Here is an 18,545-nt window from a genome sequence, read left to right as displayed (position 1 = left end):
TGAATGGAGTCTCCATCATGAAAACCACTTCTCACTTACTGGTTCTTTTCTTTGTGGCTTTTGTGCATATCACGCTGTATCTCATTATTGTGAATGCCCATGAAGACAGCATCAAAGATGCACAGGTCTCTCAGATCGTGCCTGCAGAATCATTCCAAAATAATGGGCGATTAGCTTAAGGCTGTGGGTGGAGTGAATAAACCATCACAAATGGCGCCCATAAAAAATATATTTGTTGAATGTGATTATCAGCCAGTCTCAATGCCATGCTTTTGCCTGAATGACTTTGGCATGCATTAATGCAGGTTTAACTGTGCTGGCAAGCAGGAAATAAATCAGTTGATGTTGATTGGCGTTATATTTGCCGTAATCCGGCATGGCTTCGGGGTAGAATTGTATTCTCTTTGCTGACCTTTATCTGAGCCATGCCTGAACAATTTTTGCCCGCAACACCTGTTGCATCAGCCCCCCTGAATCCGCAGGAGGCCTTATTGGCACACGTTAAGAGCTTGCCAAATCAGCCGGGGGTCTATCGTTTTATCGCGGCAGATGGCACGGTGCTGTATGTGGGCAAGGCCATTAGCCTTAAGAAACGTGTTGGTTCTTATTTTCAGAAAAATGATCACAGCCCGCGCATTCGTCTAATGCTGGCGCAAGTGGTCAGCTTAGAAACAACCGTGGTCCGCTCTGAAGGCGAGGCGCTGGTATTAGAAAATAATCTGATTAAGGCATTAAGCCCGCGCTATAACATTTTATTTCGTGATGATAAAAGCTATCCCTATGTGGTGATTACCGGCCATGCCTCCCCCCGGCTGGCTTATTACCGTGGTGCTTTAGATAAGCGCCATCAGTATTTCGGCCCTTTCCCAAATGGCTATGTGGTTAAAGAAAGTATTCAGCTGCTGCAAAAGGTATTCAAATTACGTACCTGTGAAGACACCGTATTTGCCAATCGCTCCCGCCCCTGCTTATTGCACCAAATCAAGCGCTGCTCCGCCCCTTGTGTGGATTTGATTACTGCTGATGATTATCGCAATGACGTAAATAACGCAGTGCGCTTTTTAAACGGTAAAGCCAGCGAAGTATTGGGCGAATTAGAAACGCGTATGCAAACTGCATCGGACGCCTGGCTGTTTGAAGAGGCTGCCGCACTTCGCGATCAGATCAGTGCGTTGTCGCGGATTCAGGATAAGCAATTTGTATCAAGCAACAGCAGCGAAGTGGATGCCGATATTGTGGTTTGCGTGATTAGCAGTGGCATGATTTGTGTGAATCTGGCCATGGTGCGTGGTGGCCGGCATGTGGGGGATAAGAATTTATTTCCATCTCATGCGGATGGCTATGATGCGCCTGCCGCCCTGGAAGCGTTTTTGGCTCAGCATTATTTAGACCGCAATGCGCCATCAGTTATTTTTTGCCAGCCAGAGCCGGAGAATGCGGCAGTACTGGCCGATTTACTCAGCCAGCAGGCTGAACATAAAGTTGTACTGAATAGCAATCCCAATGGCGAACGGCGGGTTTGGCTGGAGATGGCGATTAAAAATGCCGAATTGGCTATTTTGCAACGCAGCAGCCAAACCGCCACGCAACATGCTCGTCTGGGCTCTTTGATAGAAGTCATGAATTGGCCCGATACCGTCGCGCGGATCGAGTGTTTTGATATCTCGCACACCATGGGTGAGGCAACCGTTGCCTCATGTGTGGTGTACGATCGCTTTGATATGCAGCCCAAAGAGTACCGCCGTTACAATATTGAAGGCATTACGCCAGGTGACGATTATGCGGCGATGCGCCAGGCTTTGATTCGCCGCTACGGTAAAATTGCTGCAGGCGAGGGCGTTGTGCCTGATGTGGTTTTAATTGACGGTGGCAAGGGGCAACTCTCGATGGCAACCGAAGCGATGGCAGAAGTTGGGATGAGTAGCCCTATATTGCTGGGCGTTGCCAAAGGTGAAACACGCAAAGCTGGCTTGGAGCAATTGATTTTAAATGACAGGCCTGCCCTCATTCTGCTTAAGCGCGATCATCCCGCCTTGCATTTGATCCAGCAAATTCGTGATGAGGCGCATCGCTTTGCCATTACCGGCCACCGCGCGCGGCGGGCAAAGGCGAGGGTGACTTCTTCATTAGAGGACGTGGAGGGTATTGGGCCTAAGCGCCGTCAGAAATTATTAGCCAGTTTCGGTGGTTTGCAGGGCGTAAAAGCAGCGACATTGGATGAGTTAAAGCAAGTAGAAGGGATTAATGCGGCACTGGCGGAAAAAATCTATGCCGTTTTACATGCCTGATTTTAGAGTTTTCTGTTTTTTGTGGTTATTTATGCCTGTTGCAGATTCTTTACGAATGATCGCAATAAAATACCATTGACAGCTAATATGCTGGCGCATACTGGTAGAATGCGGTTTTCTTGCAATATTTGCCATTGGGTTCCGTATTCGCATGCCTTTTAATTTGCCGATTTTTCTGACTTGGTTGCGCGTGGCGCTGATCCCTATTTTTGTGGGTGTTTTTTACCTGCCAACCACCGTAATGCCGGTGACAATGCAAAATATGGTAGGGGGTTCTTTGTTTTTTTTGGCGGCCATTACCGATTGGTTTGATGGTTATTTAGCCCGCCGCTGGAATCAGACTTCCAGCTTTGGTGCGTTTTTAGATCCTGTTGCCGATAAATTGATGGTTGCTGCGGCGCTTATTTTATTGGTCGAGCTGGCACGCGCACCTGCATGGCTGGCGGTGATTATTATTGGCCGGGAAATTACCATTTCTGCACTGCGCGAATGGATGGCTCAGCTGGGTAAATCCAAAAACACGGCAGTGGCTTATATCGGTAAATTAAAAACCGGCGCGCAAATGGTCGCCATTTTATTATTGCTGTGGTCTGGCCCTTTAATACCTAGCGTTTCTACTCGGTTTGTAGGTGAGCTGGCGTTGTATGTTGCGGGTATCTTAACGATTATTTCCATGTTTTATTATTTGAAACTGGCTGCAAAGCAATTTAAAGAAGCATGATGGAATTGATGCTGTGATCTTTCCATAAAAAACCTGCAGCAATTAAAACCTGCAGGTTTTTTATGGGCCTGTATATAAAAGGCAACTGTATGATTATTGTGATGAAATATGGCGCTGATGAGGCGCAGATCGAAGCAGTCGTGCATAAAATTCATCAGTCCGGGCTGAAAGAGCATTTGTCCCGCGGCGCAGAGCTCACAATCATTGGGGTTATTGGTGATGAAGAGCGGCTGGATCCTTCCCGTTTTGCGATTTTACCAGGGGTTGATCGGGTAAATCGCGTTGCCAAACAATATAAAATTGTTTCCCGTAGTACACACCCTCAGGGCACAACGATTAAAGTGCGCGGCATTGAATTTGGTGGGGCGCAAATTCAAATCATCGCCGGGCCTTATGCCGCTGAATCCGTGGAGCAAATGAATTTAACGGCCGACGCGCTGGCCGCAGCATCCTGTCGCCTGATGCGTTGTGGGGCTTTTCATGCTCAGCCCTATACCGCTCCACGAAAAGAGCGCGAGGCGCTGGCCTGGCTGAAGGACGCCGCCGCCCGACATCAATTACCTGTGATGGCCGAATTGCCCGATGTGCGTATGCTCGATGCCTTTATGGAATACGATATTGAAATGATTCAGATTGGTGAACGCAATATGCAAAATCTGGATTTACTCAGGGAAGTGGGGCGGATTAACAAGCCGATTATTCTAAAGCGCGGCGTATCCGCAACGATAGTTGAATGGCTGATGGCGGCAGAATCGATTGCCGCTGGCGGCAACCATAATATTATTTTTTGCGAACACGGTATTCGTACTTTTGAAAATGCTTACCGCAATGTGCTGGATGTCAGTGCAATTGCAGTATTAAAGCAAGAAACCCATTTGCCGGTGATGGTTGATCCAAGTGATGCCTGCGGTAAATCATGGATGGTGCCCGCTTTAACAAAAGCTGCGATTGCTGCCGGTGCCGACGGGGTGTTGCTGGATGTGCACCCCAATCCGGCCGAAGCCCTTTACGCCGCCGATCAGGCGCTGGCTCCGCTGGATTTGGCGCAATTAATTGCGGGGCTTCAACCGCTTGCTGCAGCGCTTGGGCGTTCTTTGTAATGAGCTTGTACAGAGGTAATGAATATGCTGAAAAAAATGGCACTACTGGCCGCATTGCTTTCTTTGCCTGTGTTTGCAGGGGCGCAGTCTTTGCTGGATGGGGGTTATGTTCTGAATGAATGGCGACACGCAGGGGCGTCATTTCGCCCGGGCGAGAAAGCACCAACCCTGACGATTCAGGGTGATCGTATAAGCGGGTTTGCCGGGTGTAATCGTTACTCCGGTTCAATCAATACGCTGCCTAAACTTAAAGTCGGGCCGCTTGCCACAACCCGCATGGCATGCTCGGGTGATGAAGCACAACGCAACGAATCTGCTGTGCTGGCTGTGTTCGAGGGCGCAAAGCGCTTTAAATTAAAACGGCCTGATCTTCTGGAGTTCAGCGGCGCGAAGGGCGAGCGGTTGACTTTTGTCCGCCAGCCCGATGCTATTGAGCAGGTGCTCTACATTGCGCCGGAAACAAAGCCCTGCTCTGCAGGCGTGGCCCAAATGAATTGCCTGCAAACGCGTGAAACACCTTCTGCCGAATGGTCGCTTTTTTATAATCACATTGAGGGTTTTGATTTTGTGGCGGGCAAAAGCTACAAGATTAAAGTTCGTCGTGAAAAAGTGGCTAACCCGCCTGCGGATGCTTCCGCGTTTAAATATGTATTACTCGAAGTTTTGGGTGACTAATGCGCAAGCTTAAAAAGCTGGTTTTGCTGGGAACGGGCCTGATTGGAGGCTCGTTTTCTTTGGCGCTCAAACGGGCCGGGTGTGTTGAGTATGTGGTGGGCGTGGGCCGCAATTCGGATAATCTGTCGCGCGCGCTTGAGCTGAAGGTGATTGATGAAGCCAGTCAGGATGCGGTTTCCGCGGTAACAGACGCTGATTTGGTCTTGCTGAGTGCGCCTGTTGGTCAGATGGCGGCGCTTTTGCAGCAAATTGCACCGCACCTGCCAGCCCATTGTATTGTGAGTGATGCAGGCTCTACCAAGCAGGATGTGTGCGCACTCTATCAAAAATACCTGCCTCATCATTTAAGCCGTTGCGTACCGGGTCACCCCATTGCGGGCTCTGAATTGTCGGGTGCCGCCGCTGCACAATATGGTTTGTATGAGGGGAGGCGGGTGGTGTTGACACCGCTGGCCGAAAGTGCGGCGGAATCAGTCGAATTCTTGCGGGCCTTATGGCAAGCCTGCGGCGCACAGGTCTTTGAAATGAGTGCGGCAGAGCACGATGGTGTTTTTTCGGCGGTGAGCCATGTGCCGCACTTGCTGGCGTTCAGCTATATGAATGCGGTACTTGATCGCCATAATGCATCGCTTTGCTTTGATTTTGCGGCAACAGGATTCCGGGATTTTACTCGTATTGCCGCGTCTCACCCTGAAATGTGGCGGGATATTACGCTGGCCAATAAAGACGCCATTTTGCTGGATTTAAAAGCCAATGCAGCACAATTGCTGGCATTGATAGACTGCATTGAAAACCACGATGCTTCGGGTTTGAATGAACGGATTGTTCGTGCAAGTACGGCACGCAGTCAATGGGGACGTCAGTCCCGGTCGTGATCGGGTCAGTTGATTTATAAGTGAGTTTCCTTCCGCATATTTATTGCCTCAGCACTAAAGGGATAGAAATGAATTATTTAGCCAGTGAAACGCGTTATCAGAATATGCCTTACCGCCGTGTGGGTCGCAGTGGTTTAAAGTTGCCCGCCATTTCCTTGGGCTTGTGGCATAACTTCGGCGAAAACCGCGCTTATGAAACCAGTCGCGATATGGTTCTCTCTGCTTTTGATGCAGGTATTACTCATTTTGATTTAGCCAATAATTATGGCCCGCCACCGGGCGCGGCTGAATCTACTTTTGGCCGTATTTTGGCTAAAGATCTCAAGTCTTATCGGGATGAAATGATTATCTCCAGTAAGGCGGGCTGGGAAATGTGGCCTGGCCCCTATGGTGAATGGGGTAGTCGTAAATATTTAATGGCGAGTCTCGATCAAAGCTTGCAGCGCATGGGCTTGGATTATGTTGATATTTTCTATTCACACCGCCCGGATCCAGATACCCCGCTTGAAGAAACTATGTCAGCACTGGATGCGATGGTGCGTCAGGGTAAAGTACTGTATGTGGGGATTTCATCTTATTCTGCAGAGCAAACAAAGGAAGCGAGCCGTATCCTGAAAGAGCTGGGAACGCCTTGCCTGATTCACCAGCCATCCTTTTCGATGTTTGATCGCTGGATTGAAAATGGCTTGTGTGATGTATTGGCCGAAGAGGGGATTGGCTCGATTGCTTTTTGCCCTTTGGCACAAGGCTTGCTGACCTCGCGTTATTTAAATGGTATTCCTGCAGGTTCGCGTGCAGCGGCAGCAGACAACCCTTTTCTGACTGCAGATAAGGTGGATTTGCGTATTGCTCAGATTAAAGCTTTGAATCTGATTGCATTATCGCGCGGGCAAACGCTGGCACAAATGGCTTTGGCCTGGGCGCTGCTCAGAGTGACATCGGTGATCATTGGTGCCAGCCAGGTCGCACAAATTCAGGAAAATATATTAGCAGTGCAAAACCTGGTCTTCGATGTGGCCGAGCTGCAGGCGATTGAATTAATTTTGAAAAAATAGCGGTGAATGTTGGCCGCCAGAAAGGAAAATATGTCGGGTATTGCTATTTTGGCCATTGACGGGCCATCTGCTTCGGGTAAGGGTTCAGTGGCGCAGAGGGTTGCAGAAGCGCTGGGCTTTGCTTATTTAGATTCAGGCGCCTTATACCGCCTGACCGCATTGGCTGCTCAGCAGGCCGGTGTGGATTGGGGTGACAGGCAAAGCGTTGCGCTAATTGCTCAATCTTTGGATGTGCGTTTTGAAAAAGGCCTCACTTTATTGGCGGGGCAGGATGTGAGTGCCTTGATTCGCAGTGAAAATATTGGGGTGGGTGCTTCGCAAGTGGCCGCGTTTGCTGACGTCAGACAAGCATTATTGGCAAGGCAGAGAGATTTCGCGGTGGCGCCCGGCCTGGTTGCAGATGGGCGAGATATGGGGTCGGTGGTTTTTCCTAGTGCGCAGTTAAAAATTTTCCTGACTGCAACGGCAGAAGTGCGGGCAGAGCGCCGTTATCAGCAATTAATTGCGCGCGGGGAGTCTGCTGATCTGGCCGCCATTACACGCGATTTAAAGTCAAGAGATGAGCGTGATGCCGCTAGAAAAGAAGCGCCACTGCGGCAGTGGGATGATGCTTTATTACTTGAAACGTCTCAATTAAGCCTGGATCAGGTGGTTGAATGTGTTTTATCCTGGTGGAAAATACGCACAGAAACGTAATAAATGTGGTTTTTCTTGTTATAAATCACACCTTTTGTCTCCAAGTGCTTGAACTATAACAGAGAAATCTTTACAATCGCCCCACTAAGCCGTGGCCATTGGTCATGGCTTTTGCCCTTATGGGGCGTTTGTCGTGTTGGCAGGGCGCAAAGCGCTGTCACATTTGTTCAACTAACTTATTTTTGGCATTCCGCCAGAAATGCTTGGAAATTTCCATTTATATGACTACTGCTACTCTGTCCGGCTCCATGGAAAGCTTTGCCGCTCTGTTCGAAGAAAGCCTAACGCGTCAGGAAATGCGCGCTGGTGAAGTGATCACTGCTGAAGTGGTTGCTATCGACCATAACTTCGTGACTGTGAACGCCGGCCTGAAGTCCGAGTCGCTCATCCCGCTCGAAGAATTCAAAAACGACAACGGTGACCTTGATGTTAAGGTTGGCGATTTCGTTCCTGTTGCGATTGACAGCCTTGAAAACGGCTACGGCGAAACTAAACTCTCCCGCGAAAAAGCTAAACGTTTGGCTGCGTGGATTGAGCTTGAAGACTGCCTCGAAAAAGCCATGGTAATGACCGGTGTTATTTCCGGTAAGGTTAAGGGTGGTCTGACTGTTATGGTTAACGGTCTGCGCGCATTCTTGCCAGGTTCTTTGGTTGATATTCGTCCGGTTAAAGACACCACTCCATTCGAAGGCAAGCAAATCGAATTCAAGGTGATCAAGCTTGACCGTAAGCGTAACAACGTTGTTGTTTCACGCCGTGCTGTGCTTGAAGAGTCCTTGGGCGAAGAGCGTCAAAAACTCCTTGAAACACTCAAGGAAGGCGCAATCATCAAGGGTATCGTTAAAAACATCACAGACTACGGCGCGTTCGTTGATCTGGGTGGTATTGACGGTCTGTTGCACATCACTGACTTGGCTTGGCGTCGTGTGAAACACCCATCCGAAGTTCTGGCTGTTGGCGATGAAGTTGAAGCTAAGGTGCTGAAGTTCGATCAAGAGAAGAACCGTGTATCTCTGGGTCTGAAGCAATTGGGCGAAGATCCTTGGGTAGGTTTGTCACGTCGTTACCCATCGGGTACACGTATGTTCGGTAAGGTTACTAACCTTACAGACTACGGCGCATTCGTTGAAATCGAACAAGGCATCGAAGGTCTGGTTCACGTTTCAGAAATGGATTGGACTAACAAGAACGTTCATCCATCCAAGGTTGTTCAGCTTGGCGATGAAGTAGAAGTAATGATTCTGGATATCGACGAAGAAAAACGTCGTATCTCACTGGGTATGAAACAGTGCATGGCTAACCCATGGGATGATTTCGCAGAAAACTTCAAGAAGGGTGACAAGATCAAGGGCGCCATCAAGTCTATTACTGACTTCGGTGTGTTCGTTGGTCTGGCTGGCGGTATCGACGGTCTGGTTCACTTGTCTGATCTTTCTTGGAATGTGGCTGGCGAAGAAGCTGTTCGCAACTACAAGAAAGGCGACGAAGTTGAAGCGATGGTTCTGTCTATCGACACAGAAAAAGAACGCATCAGCCTTGGTATCAAGCAAATGGAAGGCGATCCTTTCAACAACTACGTTTCTACATTCGATAAAGGTTCCCTTGTTAAGGGTACTGTAAAATCTCTGGACGCTAAGGGCGCGATCATTGCTCTGTCTGAAGAAATCGAAGGCTACCTGCGCTCTACAGAAGTTTCACGCGACCGCGTTGAAGATATCCGTACTGTGCTGAAAGAAGGCGACGAAGTTGAAGCCATGATCATCAACGTTGATCGTAAGAACCGTTCGATCAATCTGTCGATCAAAGCGAAAGATTCCGCTGATGAAACAGAAGTAATGAGCAAACTGTCTACCGAAAGCACAGGTACTGCGGGTACAACTAGCCTTGGCGCACTGCTGAAAGCTAAGATGTCCGGCGCTGAGTAATATGGATCAAGGTGGGATGACCAAGTCCGAGCTTATTGCAAAGCTCGCCCAGCGTTATCCGCAGCTGGTTGCGAAGGATGCAGAGCTGGCTGTGAAAACCATCTTAGATGCAATGGCCAAGAGCTTGTCTCAGGGCCAGCGTATCGAGATTCGTGGATTTGGCAGTTTTAATCTGAATTATCGTCCGCCGCGAGTGGGGCGTAATCCGAAATCTGGTACAAAAGTATCGGTTCCGGAAAAATTTGTTCCCCACTTTAAAGCGGGCAAAGAACTAAGAGAAAGGGTTGATGCCCTGATTTGATGTTCTGCTTTCAGGCGACACCTTCGGGTGTCGCCTTTTTGCATAAAAATGGCCTATTCTTAATTCTTACTTAATACCAGATGATTCCTAATCGTGTAGATTGGGTTTAATCGGTTACAATGTGAGCTAGCTTATTTCTATGGTTTAGATCAATGCGCTATTTGTTCTGGCTTATCAAATTTTTTCTATTTGTCATTTTGTTTGGCTTTGCCATGCATAATGCTGAACCTGTGGTGCTTAAATTCTTTTTAGGCTATTTCTGGCACGCTCCTCTGGCCTTATTATTATTAGTGTTTTTTGTAGTTGGCGCTGTTTTTGGCTTACTGGCTGCATTTTCTAAGATTATTCGTTTGCGTCGTGAAGTGGTCGGGCTGAAAAAAGAATTGCGTGCCCGGCAAGCCGTAGCAGACTTCCCGCCTGATCTTCTTGTTGAACAACCTCGTGATGCGTTGTAAATCCCTTTATGCTTGAAATTGAATATTGGTGGCTCATTGCCCTGCCGGTTTTTTTTGCGCTGGGCTGGCTGGCTGCGCGTGTAGATATTAAACATGTCTTATCTGAAACCCGCTCTTTACCTGTGGCGTATTTTAAAGGCCTGAATTACCTCTTAAACGGTGAGACTAATCGTGCAGTTGATGTTTATGTTGATATTGCACGCCACCACGCTGAAACGATTGAATTGCAATTTACGCTTGGCCATTTGTTTCGCCGCAGAGGTGAATTAGAGCGGGCTATTCGTATGCATCAAAAGCTTTTGGTGCGCCGTGAATTAACGATTACGCAAAAACAAACAGCGCAATTTGAGCTTGCGCTTGATTTTATGCAGGCCGGTTTATTTGATCGTGCAGAAAGCCTGTTAACAGAGCTGGCCGATACAGATTATGCGCGCCAGGCCCGAATTGAATTACTGGGTGTGTATCAGCAGGAAAAAGCATGGGCCAAAGCAATTGAAACCGCGCAGCAATTGCGGGATGAGCGCCATACTTATCAGCATGAAATTGCTCAGTTTTATTGCGAACTGGCATCTCAGGGCGCTTTACGCTCCGAGCCTGCGGCAGCAAGGGTTTATTTGCAAAAAGCACTTGCCGAGCACCGCAAGTGTGCACGCGCAAATATCATTCTGGCCGAGCTGGAAATGACTACTGGCAATATTGATGCAGCCATTGAGGCGTGGCTTCGAATTGAATCGCAGGAGCCGCTCTATATTGCACTGGCCGCAAGGGGTTTGCTGGCGGCTTATGACGCTCAGGGGCGTACAGAGGAAGGTACACAGTTACTGCTTGGCTTATTGCGTCAGTATCCGGAATTGGATGTGCTTGATTTAGCTTATGAGCGTTTATTAACCGAGCAGGGTTTGCTTGCTACGCACGAGTTTGTCCGCGAGCGGCTTAAAGCCCATCCAACCATGCCAAGTTTGCGCAAGGTGCTTGAAGCGCATCTCTTAGTTGCGCCCGATGATCAGAAGGTAGAGCTTGAAGTCATTGTGAAGCTTATCCACGACGCAACGCGTGAGCAAACAATGTATCGCTGTACTCATTGTGGCTTTAAAGCAAAACAATATTTCTGGCATTGCCCTGCATGTACTGAATGGGAAACTTTTCCTCCGGTGCGTGGGGCGCAAAAAAACGCTTGATCTGTGTGCCTTTGCCTTGCTCATTAAACATAAAAATAACTTAAAAAATATAGATACAGGATCTTGTATGTCTTCTTTATCCAAAGTGATCGTTGCCCTTGACTATACCAATGCGGCCGAGGCTCTGGCGTTTGCCAGCCGGGTTAATCCGGCGCTTTGCCGTCTGAAAGTCGGAAAAGAATTATTCACCCGCTGTGGCCCTCAATTAGTGGATCAGCTGGCTGCCCGGGGCTTTGATGTTTTTCTGGATCTGAAATTTCACGATATTCCTAATACAGTAGCGCAAGCTTGTAAAGCGGCGGCCGAGCTGGGTGTCTGGATGGTCAATGTCCATGCAAGCGGGGGGCGCCGCATGATGGAGACCACACGCAATGCTTTAGAGGCACTGCCGCAGCGTCCTTTGCTGATCGCTGTTACGGTACTGACCAGCATGAATGCGGAAGATCTTGCAGAGCTGATGTTGCCGGAGCCTGCCAAGCAGGTTGAAATGCTGGCTCGTTTAACCTATGGCAGTGGTCTTGATGGTGTGGTTTGCTCTGCGCATGAGGCAGGTTTGGTGCGAGCTTTAAGCAGCCCTGAGTTTAAGCTGGTTACACCAGGTATTCGCCCTGCCAATAGTGCCGCAAATGATCAGTCACGTATTATGACGCCGGTAGCGGCCATTGATGCGGGTGCTGATTACCTAGTGATCGGGCGGCCAATTACCCAAAGCGATGATCCTGCGGCCACGCTGGCTGAGATTAACGCCAGTTTAGCGGGGTAGGTATGTTGTCTCCTGAAGGTAAAAAAATGCTGCAACGCGCCGTTGCCAAAGCACGGGTTATGGTTGTGGGTGATGTGATGCTGGATCGCTACTGGTTTGGCGATGTAGAGCGTATTTCTCCCGAAGCGCCTGTGCCAGTAGCGCGAATTCGCCGTACCGAAGAGCGTGCAGGTGGCGCGGCCAATGTGGCCAGAAATATTGCAGCTTTGGGCGGCCAAGCGTATTTGCTGGCGGTTGTGGGTGACGACGAGGCAGGGCGTAGTTTAGAAGGCTTGCTGCTGGCGGATAAGGTAAATATTTATTTTCATCGTGATTCAAATATTGATACCACGGTAAAGCTGCGTGTTTTAGCCAGACAGCAGCAACTACTGCGTATTGATTTTGAAAGTGAGCCAAGCCATGAGGTGCTGGCCGCCAAGCTGGATGACTTCAGGGCACTTTTGCCCAATGTAGATGTAGTTATCTTGTCTGATTATGGTAAGGGTGGCTTGCGCCATGTGCAGATGATGATTGAAATTGCCCGTGAAGCGGGTAAAACGGTGCTGGTTGATCCTAAGGGTGACGAGTATGAGCGCTATCGTGGGGCGACATTACTTACTCCAAATCGCAGTGAGTTTAAGCAGGTTGCGGGGAAGTGGACGAACGACCGCGAGCTTGCAGAAAAAGCCGAGTCTTTGCGTGCTTCGCTGGATTTAGATGCGCTTCTGGTGACGCGCAGCGAAGAGGGGATGACACTGTTTCGTAAGCAGGGCGTAGTTCATAAGCCCACTCATGCCCATGAGGTTTTTGATGTTTCTGGTGCGGGTGACACCGTTATTGCCACTTTGGGTCTTATGCTAGCAGCTGGGCTGGAAATGCCTGAGGCGATGGATTGGTCTAATCGTGCCGCAGGCGTGGTGGTTGCAAAACTAGGGACTGCCGTGGTGCACCCGGATGAGTTATTCGCCTGAATATCTTTGGGCTTCAAAAAAACGCCGCTGTAATTCAGCGGTGTTTTTTATTATCTTAAAGCGACACCCGATGGGGTTTCGGCTATTTCTACGCGATTTTTCCCTAGTTTTTTTGCCTGATACATCGCCTGATCTGCCCGTTCAATTACCTGGTCCCTGGCTTCGCCGGGCAGGACAAGTGCTACGCCTGCACTGAAAGTGATCAGCAGTTTTTCGTTATTGTTTAAAAAGAACCGCTTAGTCAGCTCTCGTTGTAAGCGTTGCACAACGCTTACGGCTTCATTGATATCTGTTTCAGGCAAAACGAGAACAAACTCTTCACCGCCATATCGTGCAACAGAATCGCTTGGGCGTAATAAATCTTTTACCACTGAGACCAGATGCACCAGCGCTGCATCACCTGCGGCATGGCCCTGGCTGTCGTTTAATTTTTTAAAATTATCAATATCCAGCAGGCCAATACTCAGAGGGCTTTCGCTGCGTAATGCTCTGGCAAGCTCAACATCAAAGATTTCTTCCAGCCCTCTGCGGTTAAGTGCACCGGTGAGCTGATCGGTGCGGACTTTCTGGCTGACATGGGTCAGCTCTTTTTCCAGTTCGATTATGCGGCGCTGAGCATCATCGGCCTGCGCACGGGCTTCGATTAAATCATCACGTGAACGGCGTACATCCAATTGCATGCTGCGGGTATCGCCAAGCAAAGACTCTAAAACGTCTTTAATGCTGTTTAAATCATTGGCCTGCTGGATTTGCTCGGTGTAATCGCTGATTTTACTGTGGTATTGATCTGTGCTGTCCGACATAACGCTCAGACGATCAATAAAGGTAGCAATCATATTCTTAAGAACAGTCTGAGTTTCTACAAGGCTGTGCTTGATCTGTCCTTGCTTAAACAGGACTTCCTTGAGCCCTGCTTCCGCGTCATAGATCACCCTCATATCCAAGGGCTGCGCCATGATGGCCTGTACCACAGCCACCTGGCCTCTGACCCATTCATCTTCAATAACGACTTCCGCCATATTATCCGTGAGCAGGCGCAGCAGTCCCATTAAGCCATCACAGAGCCGAATTTCCTGATCATTTTGCAATTCTAAACGCAGCCAGAATTTTCTCAGCCTTGGCATCAGCTTTTGCGTGCCTGCATTATTGCTTACTGAGGCCACTTCAACGGCGAGGCTGGCCGCTTCCGCCTGCAGATCCGTATTATGTGACAGCCTTCCTTCAATCCCTACGCTCAGTGCGGATATCAGAGCGTCACGCCAATCGCGCCAGTCGCCATTATCTTGTTCTGATGTGCTAATCGTTGAGCTATTACCCAGGGTGTTTAAGTCGCCGGGGTCTGATAATACTTCTGGGCTTTCACCATTTTCTACACTGGCCCCGGCCCATGCTTTGATCAAAGCGCCTAGTTTTTCATTGAGTGAATTGGCGTCGCTGCCAAAATTAATCAGTACTTTTTCCAGGGATTCTTGCTTGCGGCTGGGGGTGTAAACAGGATTACGTAATTCCCACTGGCGGATTAAATCACGAATTAAATCAGCCCAGCTTCGGCTTAGCTCCGTTTGCCCGCCCTGGGTCTCTATGCTGCGGATAATGAGTGCGGGCATATTGGCCCAGTTGGACTGGCCAGCCTGCTTATAAAGCTGCTCAATATTGCGCTGTAGTTCCGGTGTTTGCCTTGGGAAGCTTCCCATGCTGACAATCAAGTCTTTAATCACAGGGTGAAGTTTGTCGTTGTCTGACGTGCCCGCAATCTCATGATAAATTGACTCGTAATGATCAGGCGTCGGGGGAACCCTGCGCATAGTCAGCTGCTTAAGTGTTTCACGAGCAATATCGGTGGGATTACTGAGCTTTCGCATGGCAGGTCATTTCAGTTGGAGGCGTGGTGATTATAGTCGATTGAAATCAGTCATGTGGCTTGCGTTGCAGTGGCGGCCAGTGTGTCCGCCACTGCCGTGGGGTTAATGCAGGTGCGGTGATGGCGTATCGCTGCTTTCGGGTGTTTCTATATGCAACAAATCGCCGTCTAAATCAGGGAATAGCGGATTTCCACAGTCATCGCACTGATCCATTGGAAAGGTGTGCTCATGAATCACAATATCATTGATGCCTGCCTCACGCAGAATGGATTCTATATCAGCAATGCAGTCTGTGTGTTCGTCTTCGCCATCCAGTAGTGGCCAGACTACGCCGTGCAGCATTGGTTCTTCATTGCGGCGGATAAAGCCAATTCTGTATTCTTCCAGGCGGCGTCCGTGGCATGCCGCAATTACGCAGGTGAGCTGGCGTGCTTCAATATTGAGTGGCAGCTGCAAAAATGAAATGGTCGCCTTTAATGAATAGCCTCTTGATGCGCGGTCTGATTCGCGCCAGGCTGCAAAATAAGAAAGCGGTGTGAGTGATTCCATAGCGCAACCGGCAAATAAAGATTGCAGGGATTGAACGCCTTGCTTCTGCCATTGGCTGAGGATGTCTTTGCGCACGCCATCTTCTTCCTGCCAGCGAAATAAAGCATGGCCAACCGGGGCGGTTACGGCGCCCAGCAGGTAGCGGGTATCAGTTAAAAAAGTGGCGGGTTCGGCGCTGCTTGCCTGCTCGCAGGCCAGTGTGCCGTTTTCTGTACTGAGCGTTGCCAGCATTTTGCTCAGTTTTGCAGTATTGCAATAACCCTGGGGTAGTTGATCCGGGCTGAATAAAAAATCTGCCAGGGAAAAAAGCGTGCCCCTGGCAAACACCTGCTCTGCTAAATGCTTGCGCAAGCTTTCTATTCTTTCTGCACCAAGCGGCCCTGAAGGGATGCTGAAACGAGACCACGCCAAAAGGGGGATGGCAAACATGACACTCTGGCCATCTTGCTGATCAATCATCACATGATGTGTTTCTGTGCACGCCTCAACAATATCTGCCAGCTCATTCCAGGCCTGCGGATCTGTTTTTGAAAGCGTATCAAGGGCGCTGTTTAATGTGTCCTCGTCTTCATCGACCAGAATTTCTTCAACCAGTTGCGTCAGTTTGTCTTGCCAGAAACGATCTTCCACCAAGGTGCAAGATATCGAAAGGCTGCTTGCGATATGGATTAATTCATCTGCTTCAGCAGCACCACGGCTGCGGCGAACGGTGCGGGGGCGTTTAATCATTGTCTCGTCTTATTTTATGAGTTGATCATTTTATTATGCAGGGCGCAGATCAGTCAGATCATCACTTCAAGATAGTGCGTGTCTGGTCCGTAATCGGAAAGCTTATTTAGTATTTGCTCGTTAAGCGGAAAAACAGGCTTAAATCCTTGCTTTAGCCAGAATGGCGCAGTACCCGCGATGGCAATCAGCCTGATTTGTGTAAAGGCGTATTGTTTTGCCCAAGAGAAAGCGGTGTCTATCAGCTGCTGAGCCAGTCCCAGTCCCCGTGCTTGTGGATGTACAGCAAGATCATGAAGATAATAGATGGGTTGGTGGGTATTTGCGGGTGGTAGTGCGGAATTTAAATCGGGCGGGGTATCGCCGCACCAAGGGTGGCTGAATAAATAAGCGACCACTTTACGCTCTTTTGTGGCAACCCAGCAGCTGGAAGGGGATTGTTGTTGTTTGCAGACTAAATGTGCAGCATCTTCCAGAAGTGCGCTTGGGTAGCAGGCACTTTGAATGGCCATTATCGCCTGGATATCTGAAGGGCTAAGAGGGCGGATTTGTACGCTTTGCTTAATTTTCAAGGCGGGCTCAAAAGTAAAAACAGCCCATCTGTAAGGAATGGGCTGTTGATTTAATCTAAAAGCACTGGCTTAGATGCCTCTGTAAACGGGCCAGAAGATAATCAGATTACTCAATTACCAGCTGGCGCGGCGTTGACGTGTTTCGCCATTGCCGGCCGGACGTTCAGCGCGTGGAGCGCCGCCATCACGGCTGCCGCTGCGGAAGCTGCCCGGATTGCTGTTTGGGTTGTGTGCGCCGCCGCCGAAGCTGCCGCGGGATTCACGGGATTCGCTGCCTGCACCGCGTGTATCTGCGCCACGGGAGTCGTTACGACGCTTGTCGCCGTAGCCACCGCCATTGCCCGCGTAGCCACCAGTGCTGGCACCTGCGTAACCACCGCCGCCACCATGAGGACGCTTGCCTTTATAGCCGCCGGATGGTTTGCGATCGCCGTAACCACCGCCACCATTACCACCCTGACCTGGCTTGAAGCGTGCTTCAAGGCCTGGTAAAGATACTGTGCCGAAATCGATGTTGTAACGACGACGAATGCGTGTCAGCAACATGAAATCGTTTTTGGTCACGAGGGAGATGGCTTTACCTGTACGACCGGCACGACCAGTGCGACCTACGCGGTGAATATAATCTTCAGCAAAACGTGGCAGGTCGAAATTCAGAACCAGGCCAATACCGGCAACGTCAATACCACGAGCGGCAACGTCAGTTGCAACCAGAATGTCGATCTCTGCGCGGCGTAAACGATCTAACGTGCGGCGGCGATCGCGCTGAGCTAAGTCTCCGTGCATTGCTGCAGCACGGAAGCCTTCCAGCTTCAGCCATTCGGCAAGGCCATCGGCATCTGCTTTTGTTGCGGTAAATACGATCGATTGTGTTTCGCTCGCATCTTTCAGCAGGGCAGCAACCAGTTTTTGTTTGTGTTCGTAACCATCAGCGTAATGAACGGCTTGCTCGATTTGTGGCTGAGCATTAACGGTAACTTCCATTTCAACCAGACGCGGGTCACGCAGCATTGGGCCGGCAAAGCGCTGAACAGTTTCTGATAAGGTGGCAGAGAACAGGGCGGTCTGGCGGTCTTTAGGCATTGCAGAAACAATGGCTTCAACTTCGTCAATAAAACCCATGTCCAGCATGCGGTCAGCTTCGTCCAGTACCAGCATGTCCAGACGGCCGAAATCAATACGGCCACCGCGCATCAGGTCTGATAAACGGCCAGGTGTTGCAACCAATACTTCGTAAGGTTGTGCCAGCATACGGTTTTGAACTGGGTAAGGAACACCACCCACTACGCAAGCAACCTTGCAACGTGGGATCAGTTTGCAGTAGTCTGTCGCAACTTTAGCAACTTGCTCAGCAAGTTCACGAGTTGGAGTAAGAACAAGAACGCGTGGGCCGCGTGCATTGTGCTTGGCTGGTTTAAATAATTTATGCAGCGCTGGCAGCAAGAATGCTGCAGTCTTACCTGTACCCGTTTGTGCAGAAGCCATCACATCATGGCCAGCCATCAGTTGTGGAATAGCAGCGGCTTGCACTGGGGTTGGAGTAGTGATACCGAGTTTAGCTAATTCTTGCACCAGTTCGGTGGCAAGGCCCATTTCGGCAAAAGCGTTAACAGCGGTTTCAGAATGAGTTTCGCGATGTGGCATGAATATTCCTTTGAATATATCCCGGCGAGCGGGAAGACGGGCGCATTCCGGAATTAAATACGGAAATCGGCCGTCAGCGTTACATCGACGCTAACCGGTCAATCCGCATCTCATACAGCACAGGCGGGGGAAGGTCAGGGTACGATGGGGATTTGTGCTAAAGCACAAAGAAGGTTGCGGATCATACCGATAGACAAACAAAATTGCAAG

General features: G+C 49.6%; 18 protein-coding genes. 14 read left to right on the top strand and 4 right to left on the bottom strand.

Features of this window, described 5'->3' with window-relative positions:
- Window positions 1-17 precede the first annotated feature (17 nt).
- From CSQ88_RS22870 to rfaE1, 14 genes are all read left to right on the top strand, one after another.
- A complete protein-coding gene (locus CSQ88_RS22870) occupies window positions 18-179 on the top strand; it encodes a hypothetical protein (protein ID WP_180273471.1) in 162 nt (53 codons plus the stop codon).
- Between the two features lie 246 nt (window positions 180-425).
- Window positions 426-2,288, top strand: coding sequence for an excinuclease ABC subunit UvrC (uvrC, locus tag CSQ88_RS00155; RefSeq protein WP_099396097.1), 1,863 nt, complete (start codon window positions 426-428; stop codon window positions 2,286-2,288).
- A 151-nt stretch (window positions 2,289-2,439) separates the two neighbouring features.
- Complete coding sequence (gene pgsA / locus CSQ88_RS00150) at window positions 2,440-3,009, top strand: CDP-diacylglycerol--glycerol-3-phosphate 3-phosphatidyltransferase (RefSeq protein ID WP_099396096.1); 570 nt, start codon at window positions 2,440-2,442, stop codon at window positions 3,007-3,009.
- Between the two features lie 89 nt (window positions 3,010-3,098).
- Window positions 3,099-4,109 carry a 3-deoxy-7-phosphoheptulonate synthase gene (gene aroF / locus CSQ88_RS00145; RefSeq protein ID WP_099396219.1) on the top strand — a complete coding sequence of 337 codons (1,011 nt, stop codon included), beginning with the start codon at window positions 3,099-3,101 and terminating at the stop codon, window positions 4,107-4,109.
- Between the two features lie 24 nt (window positions 4,110-4,133).
- Window positions 4,134-4,784, top strand: coding sequence for an META and DUF4377 domain-containing protein (locus tag CSQ88_RS00140; RefSeq protein WP_180273470.1), 651 nt, complete (start codon window positions 4,134-4,136; stop codon window positions 4,782-4,784).
- Window positions 4,784-5,659, top strand: coding sequence for a prephenate dehydrogenase/arogenate dehydrogenase family protein (locus CSQ88_RS00135; protein WP_099396094.1), 876 nt, complete (start codon window positions 4,784-4,786; stop codon window positions 5,657-5,659). Before CSQ88_RS00140 ends, CSQ88_RS00135 begins: the two co-directional genes overlap by 1 nt.
- Before the next feature lie 68 nt (window positions 5,660-5,727).
- Complete coding sequence (locus CSQ88_RS00130; RefSeq protein ID WP_099396093.1) at window positions 5,728-6,714, top strand: aldo/keto reductase; 987 nt, start codon at window positions 5,728-5,730, stop codon at window positions 6,712-6,714.
- Between the two features lie 30 nt (window positions 6,715-6,744).
- A complete protein-coding gene (gene cmk, locus CSQ88_RS00125; protein ID WP_099396218.1) occupies window positions 6,745-7,410 on the top strand; it encodes a (d)CMP kinase in 666 nt (221 codons plus the stop codon).
- Between the two features lie 248 nt (window positions 7,411-7,658).
- Complete coding sequence (rpsA, locus tag CSQ88_RS00120) at window positions 7,659-9,335, top strand: 30S ribosomal protein S1 (RefSeq protein ID WP_082752899.1); 1,677 nt, start codon at window positions 7,659-7,661, stop codon at window positions 9,333-9,335.
- A 16-nt stretch (window positions 9,336-9,351) separates the two neighbouring features.
- The gene (locus tag CSQ88_RS00115; RefSeq protein ID WP_099396217.1) at window positions 9,352-9,636 is read left to right on the top strand and encodes an integration host factor subunit beta; all 285 of its coding nucleotides are present in this window, start codon (window positions 9,352-9,354) and stop codon (window positions 9,634-9,636) included.
- Between the two features lie 212 nt (window positions 9,637-9,848).
- Window positions 9,849-10,091: a LapA family protein gene (locus CSQ88_RS00110; RefSeq protein WP_257212342.1), complete on the top strand. Its 243-nt coding sequence runs from the start codon at window positions 9,849-9,851 to the stop codon at window positions 10,089-10,091.
- Between the two features lie 8 nt (window positions 10,092-10,099).
- Window positions 10,100-11,269, top strand: a complete 1,170-nt coding sequence (lapB, locus tag CSQ88_RS00105; protein ID WP_099396091.1) for a lipopolysaccharide assembly protein LapB — start codon at window positions 10,100-10,102, stop codon at window positions 11,267-11,269.
- A 67-nt stretch (window positions 11,270-11,336) separates the two neighbouring features.
- Window positions 11,337-12,032, top strand: a complete 696-nt coding sequence (gene pyrF, locus CSQ88_RS00100) for an orotidine-5'-phosphate decarboxylase (protein WP_099396090.1) — start codon at window positions 11,337-11,339, stop codon at window positions 12,030-12,032.
- A 2-nt stretch (window positions 12,033-12,034) separates the two neighbouring features.
- Window positions 12,035-12,982, top strand: a complete 948-nt coding sequence (rfaE1, locus tag CSQ88_RS00095; RefSeq protein ID WP_180273469.1) for a D-glycero-beta-D-manno-heptose-7-phosphate kinase — start codon at window positions 12,035-12,037, stop codon at window positions 12,980-12,982.
- A 50-nt stretch (window positions 12,983-13,032) separates the two neighbouring features.
- On the opposite strand, the gene CSQ88_RS00090 is transcribed toward rfaE1, so the two are convergent.
- From CSQ88_RS00090 to CSQ88_RS00075, 4 genes are all read right to left on the bottom strand, one after another.
- Window positions 13,033-14,844: a GGDEF domain-containing protein gene (locus CSQ88_RS00090; RefSeq protein WP_099396089.1), complete on the bottom strand. Its 1,812-nt coding sequence runs from the start codon at window positions 14,842-14,844 to the stop codon at window positions 13,033-13,035.
- 102 nt (window positions 14,845-14,946) lie between these two features.
- Window positions 14,947-16,122: a DUF2863 family protein gene (locus tag CSQ88_RS00085; RefSeq protein ID WP_099396088.1), complete on the bottom strand. Its 1,176-nt coding sequence runs from the start codon at window positions 16,120-16,122 to the stop codon at window positions 14,947-14,949.
- Between the two features lie 53 nt (window positions 16,123-16,175).
- Window positions 16,176-16,691, bottom strand: a complete 516-nt coding sequence (locus tag CSQ88_RS00080; protein WP_143449366.1) for a GNAT family N-acetyltransferase — start codon at window positions 16,689-16,691, stop codon at window positions 16,176-16,178.
- 114 nt (window positions 16,692-16,805) lie between these two features.
- Window positions 16,806-18,335 (bottom strand): DEAD/DEAH box helicase, encoded by a 1,530-nt coding sequence (locus tag CSQ88_RS00075; protein WP_099396086.1) that lies wholly within the window; start codon window positions 18,333-18,335, stop codon window positions 16,806-16,808.
- Between the last annotated feature and the right edge of the window lie 210 nt (window positions 18,336-18,545).

This window comes from Iodobacter sp. BJB302 (genome assembly GCF_002735645.1).
GTDB lineage: Bacteria > Pseudomonadota > Gammaproteobacteria > Burkholderiales > Chitinibacteraceae > Iodobacter.
Note: the sequence above shows the minus strand (reverse complement) of the source record. Positions and strands in the feature narration are given on the sequence as shown.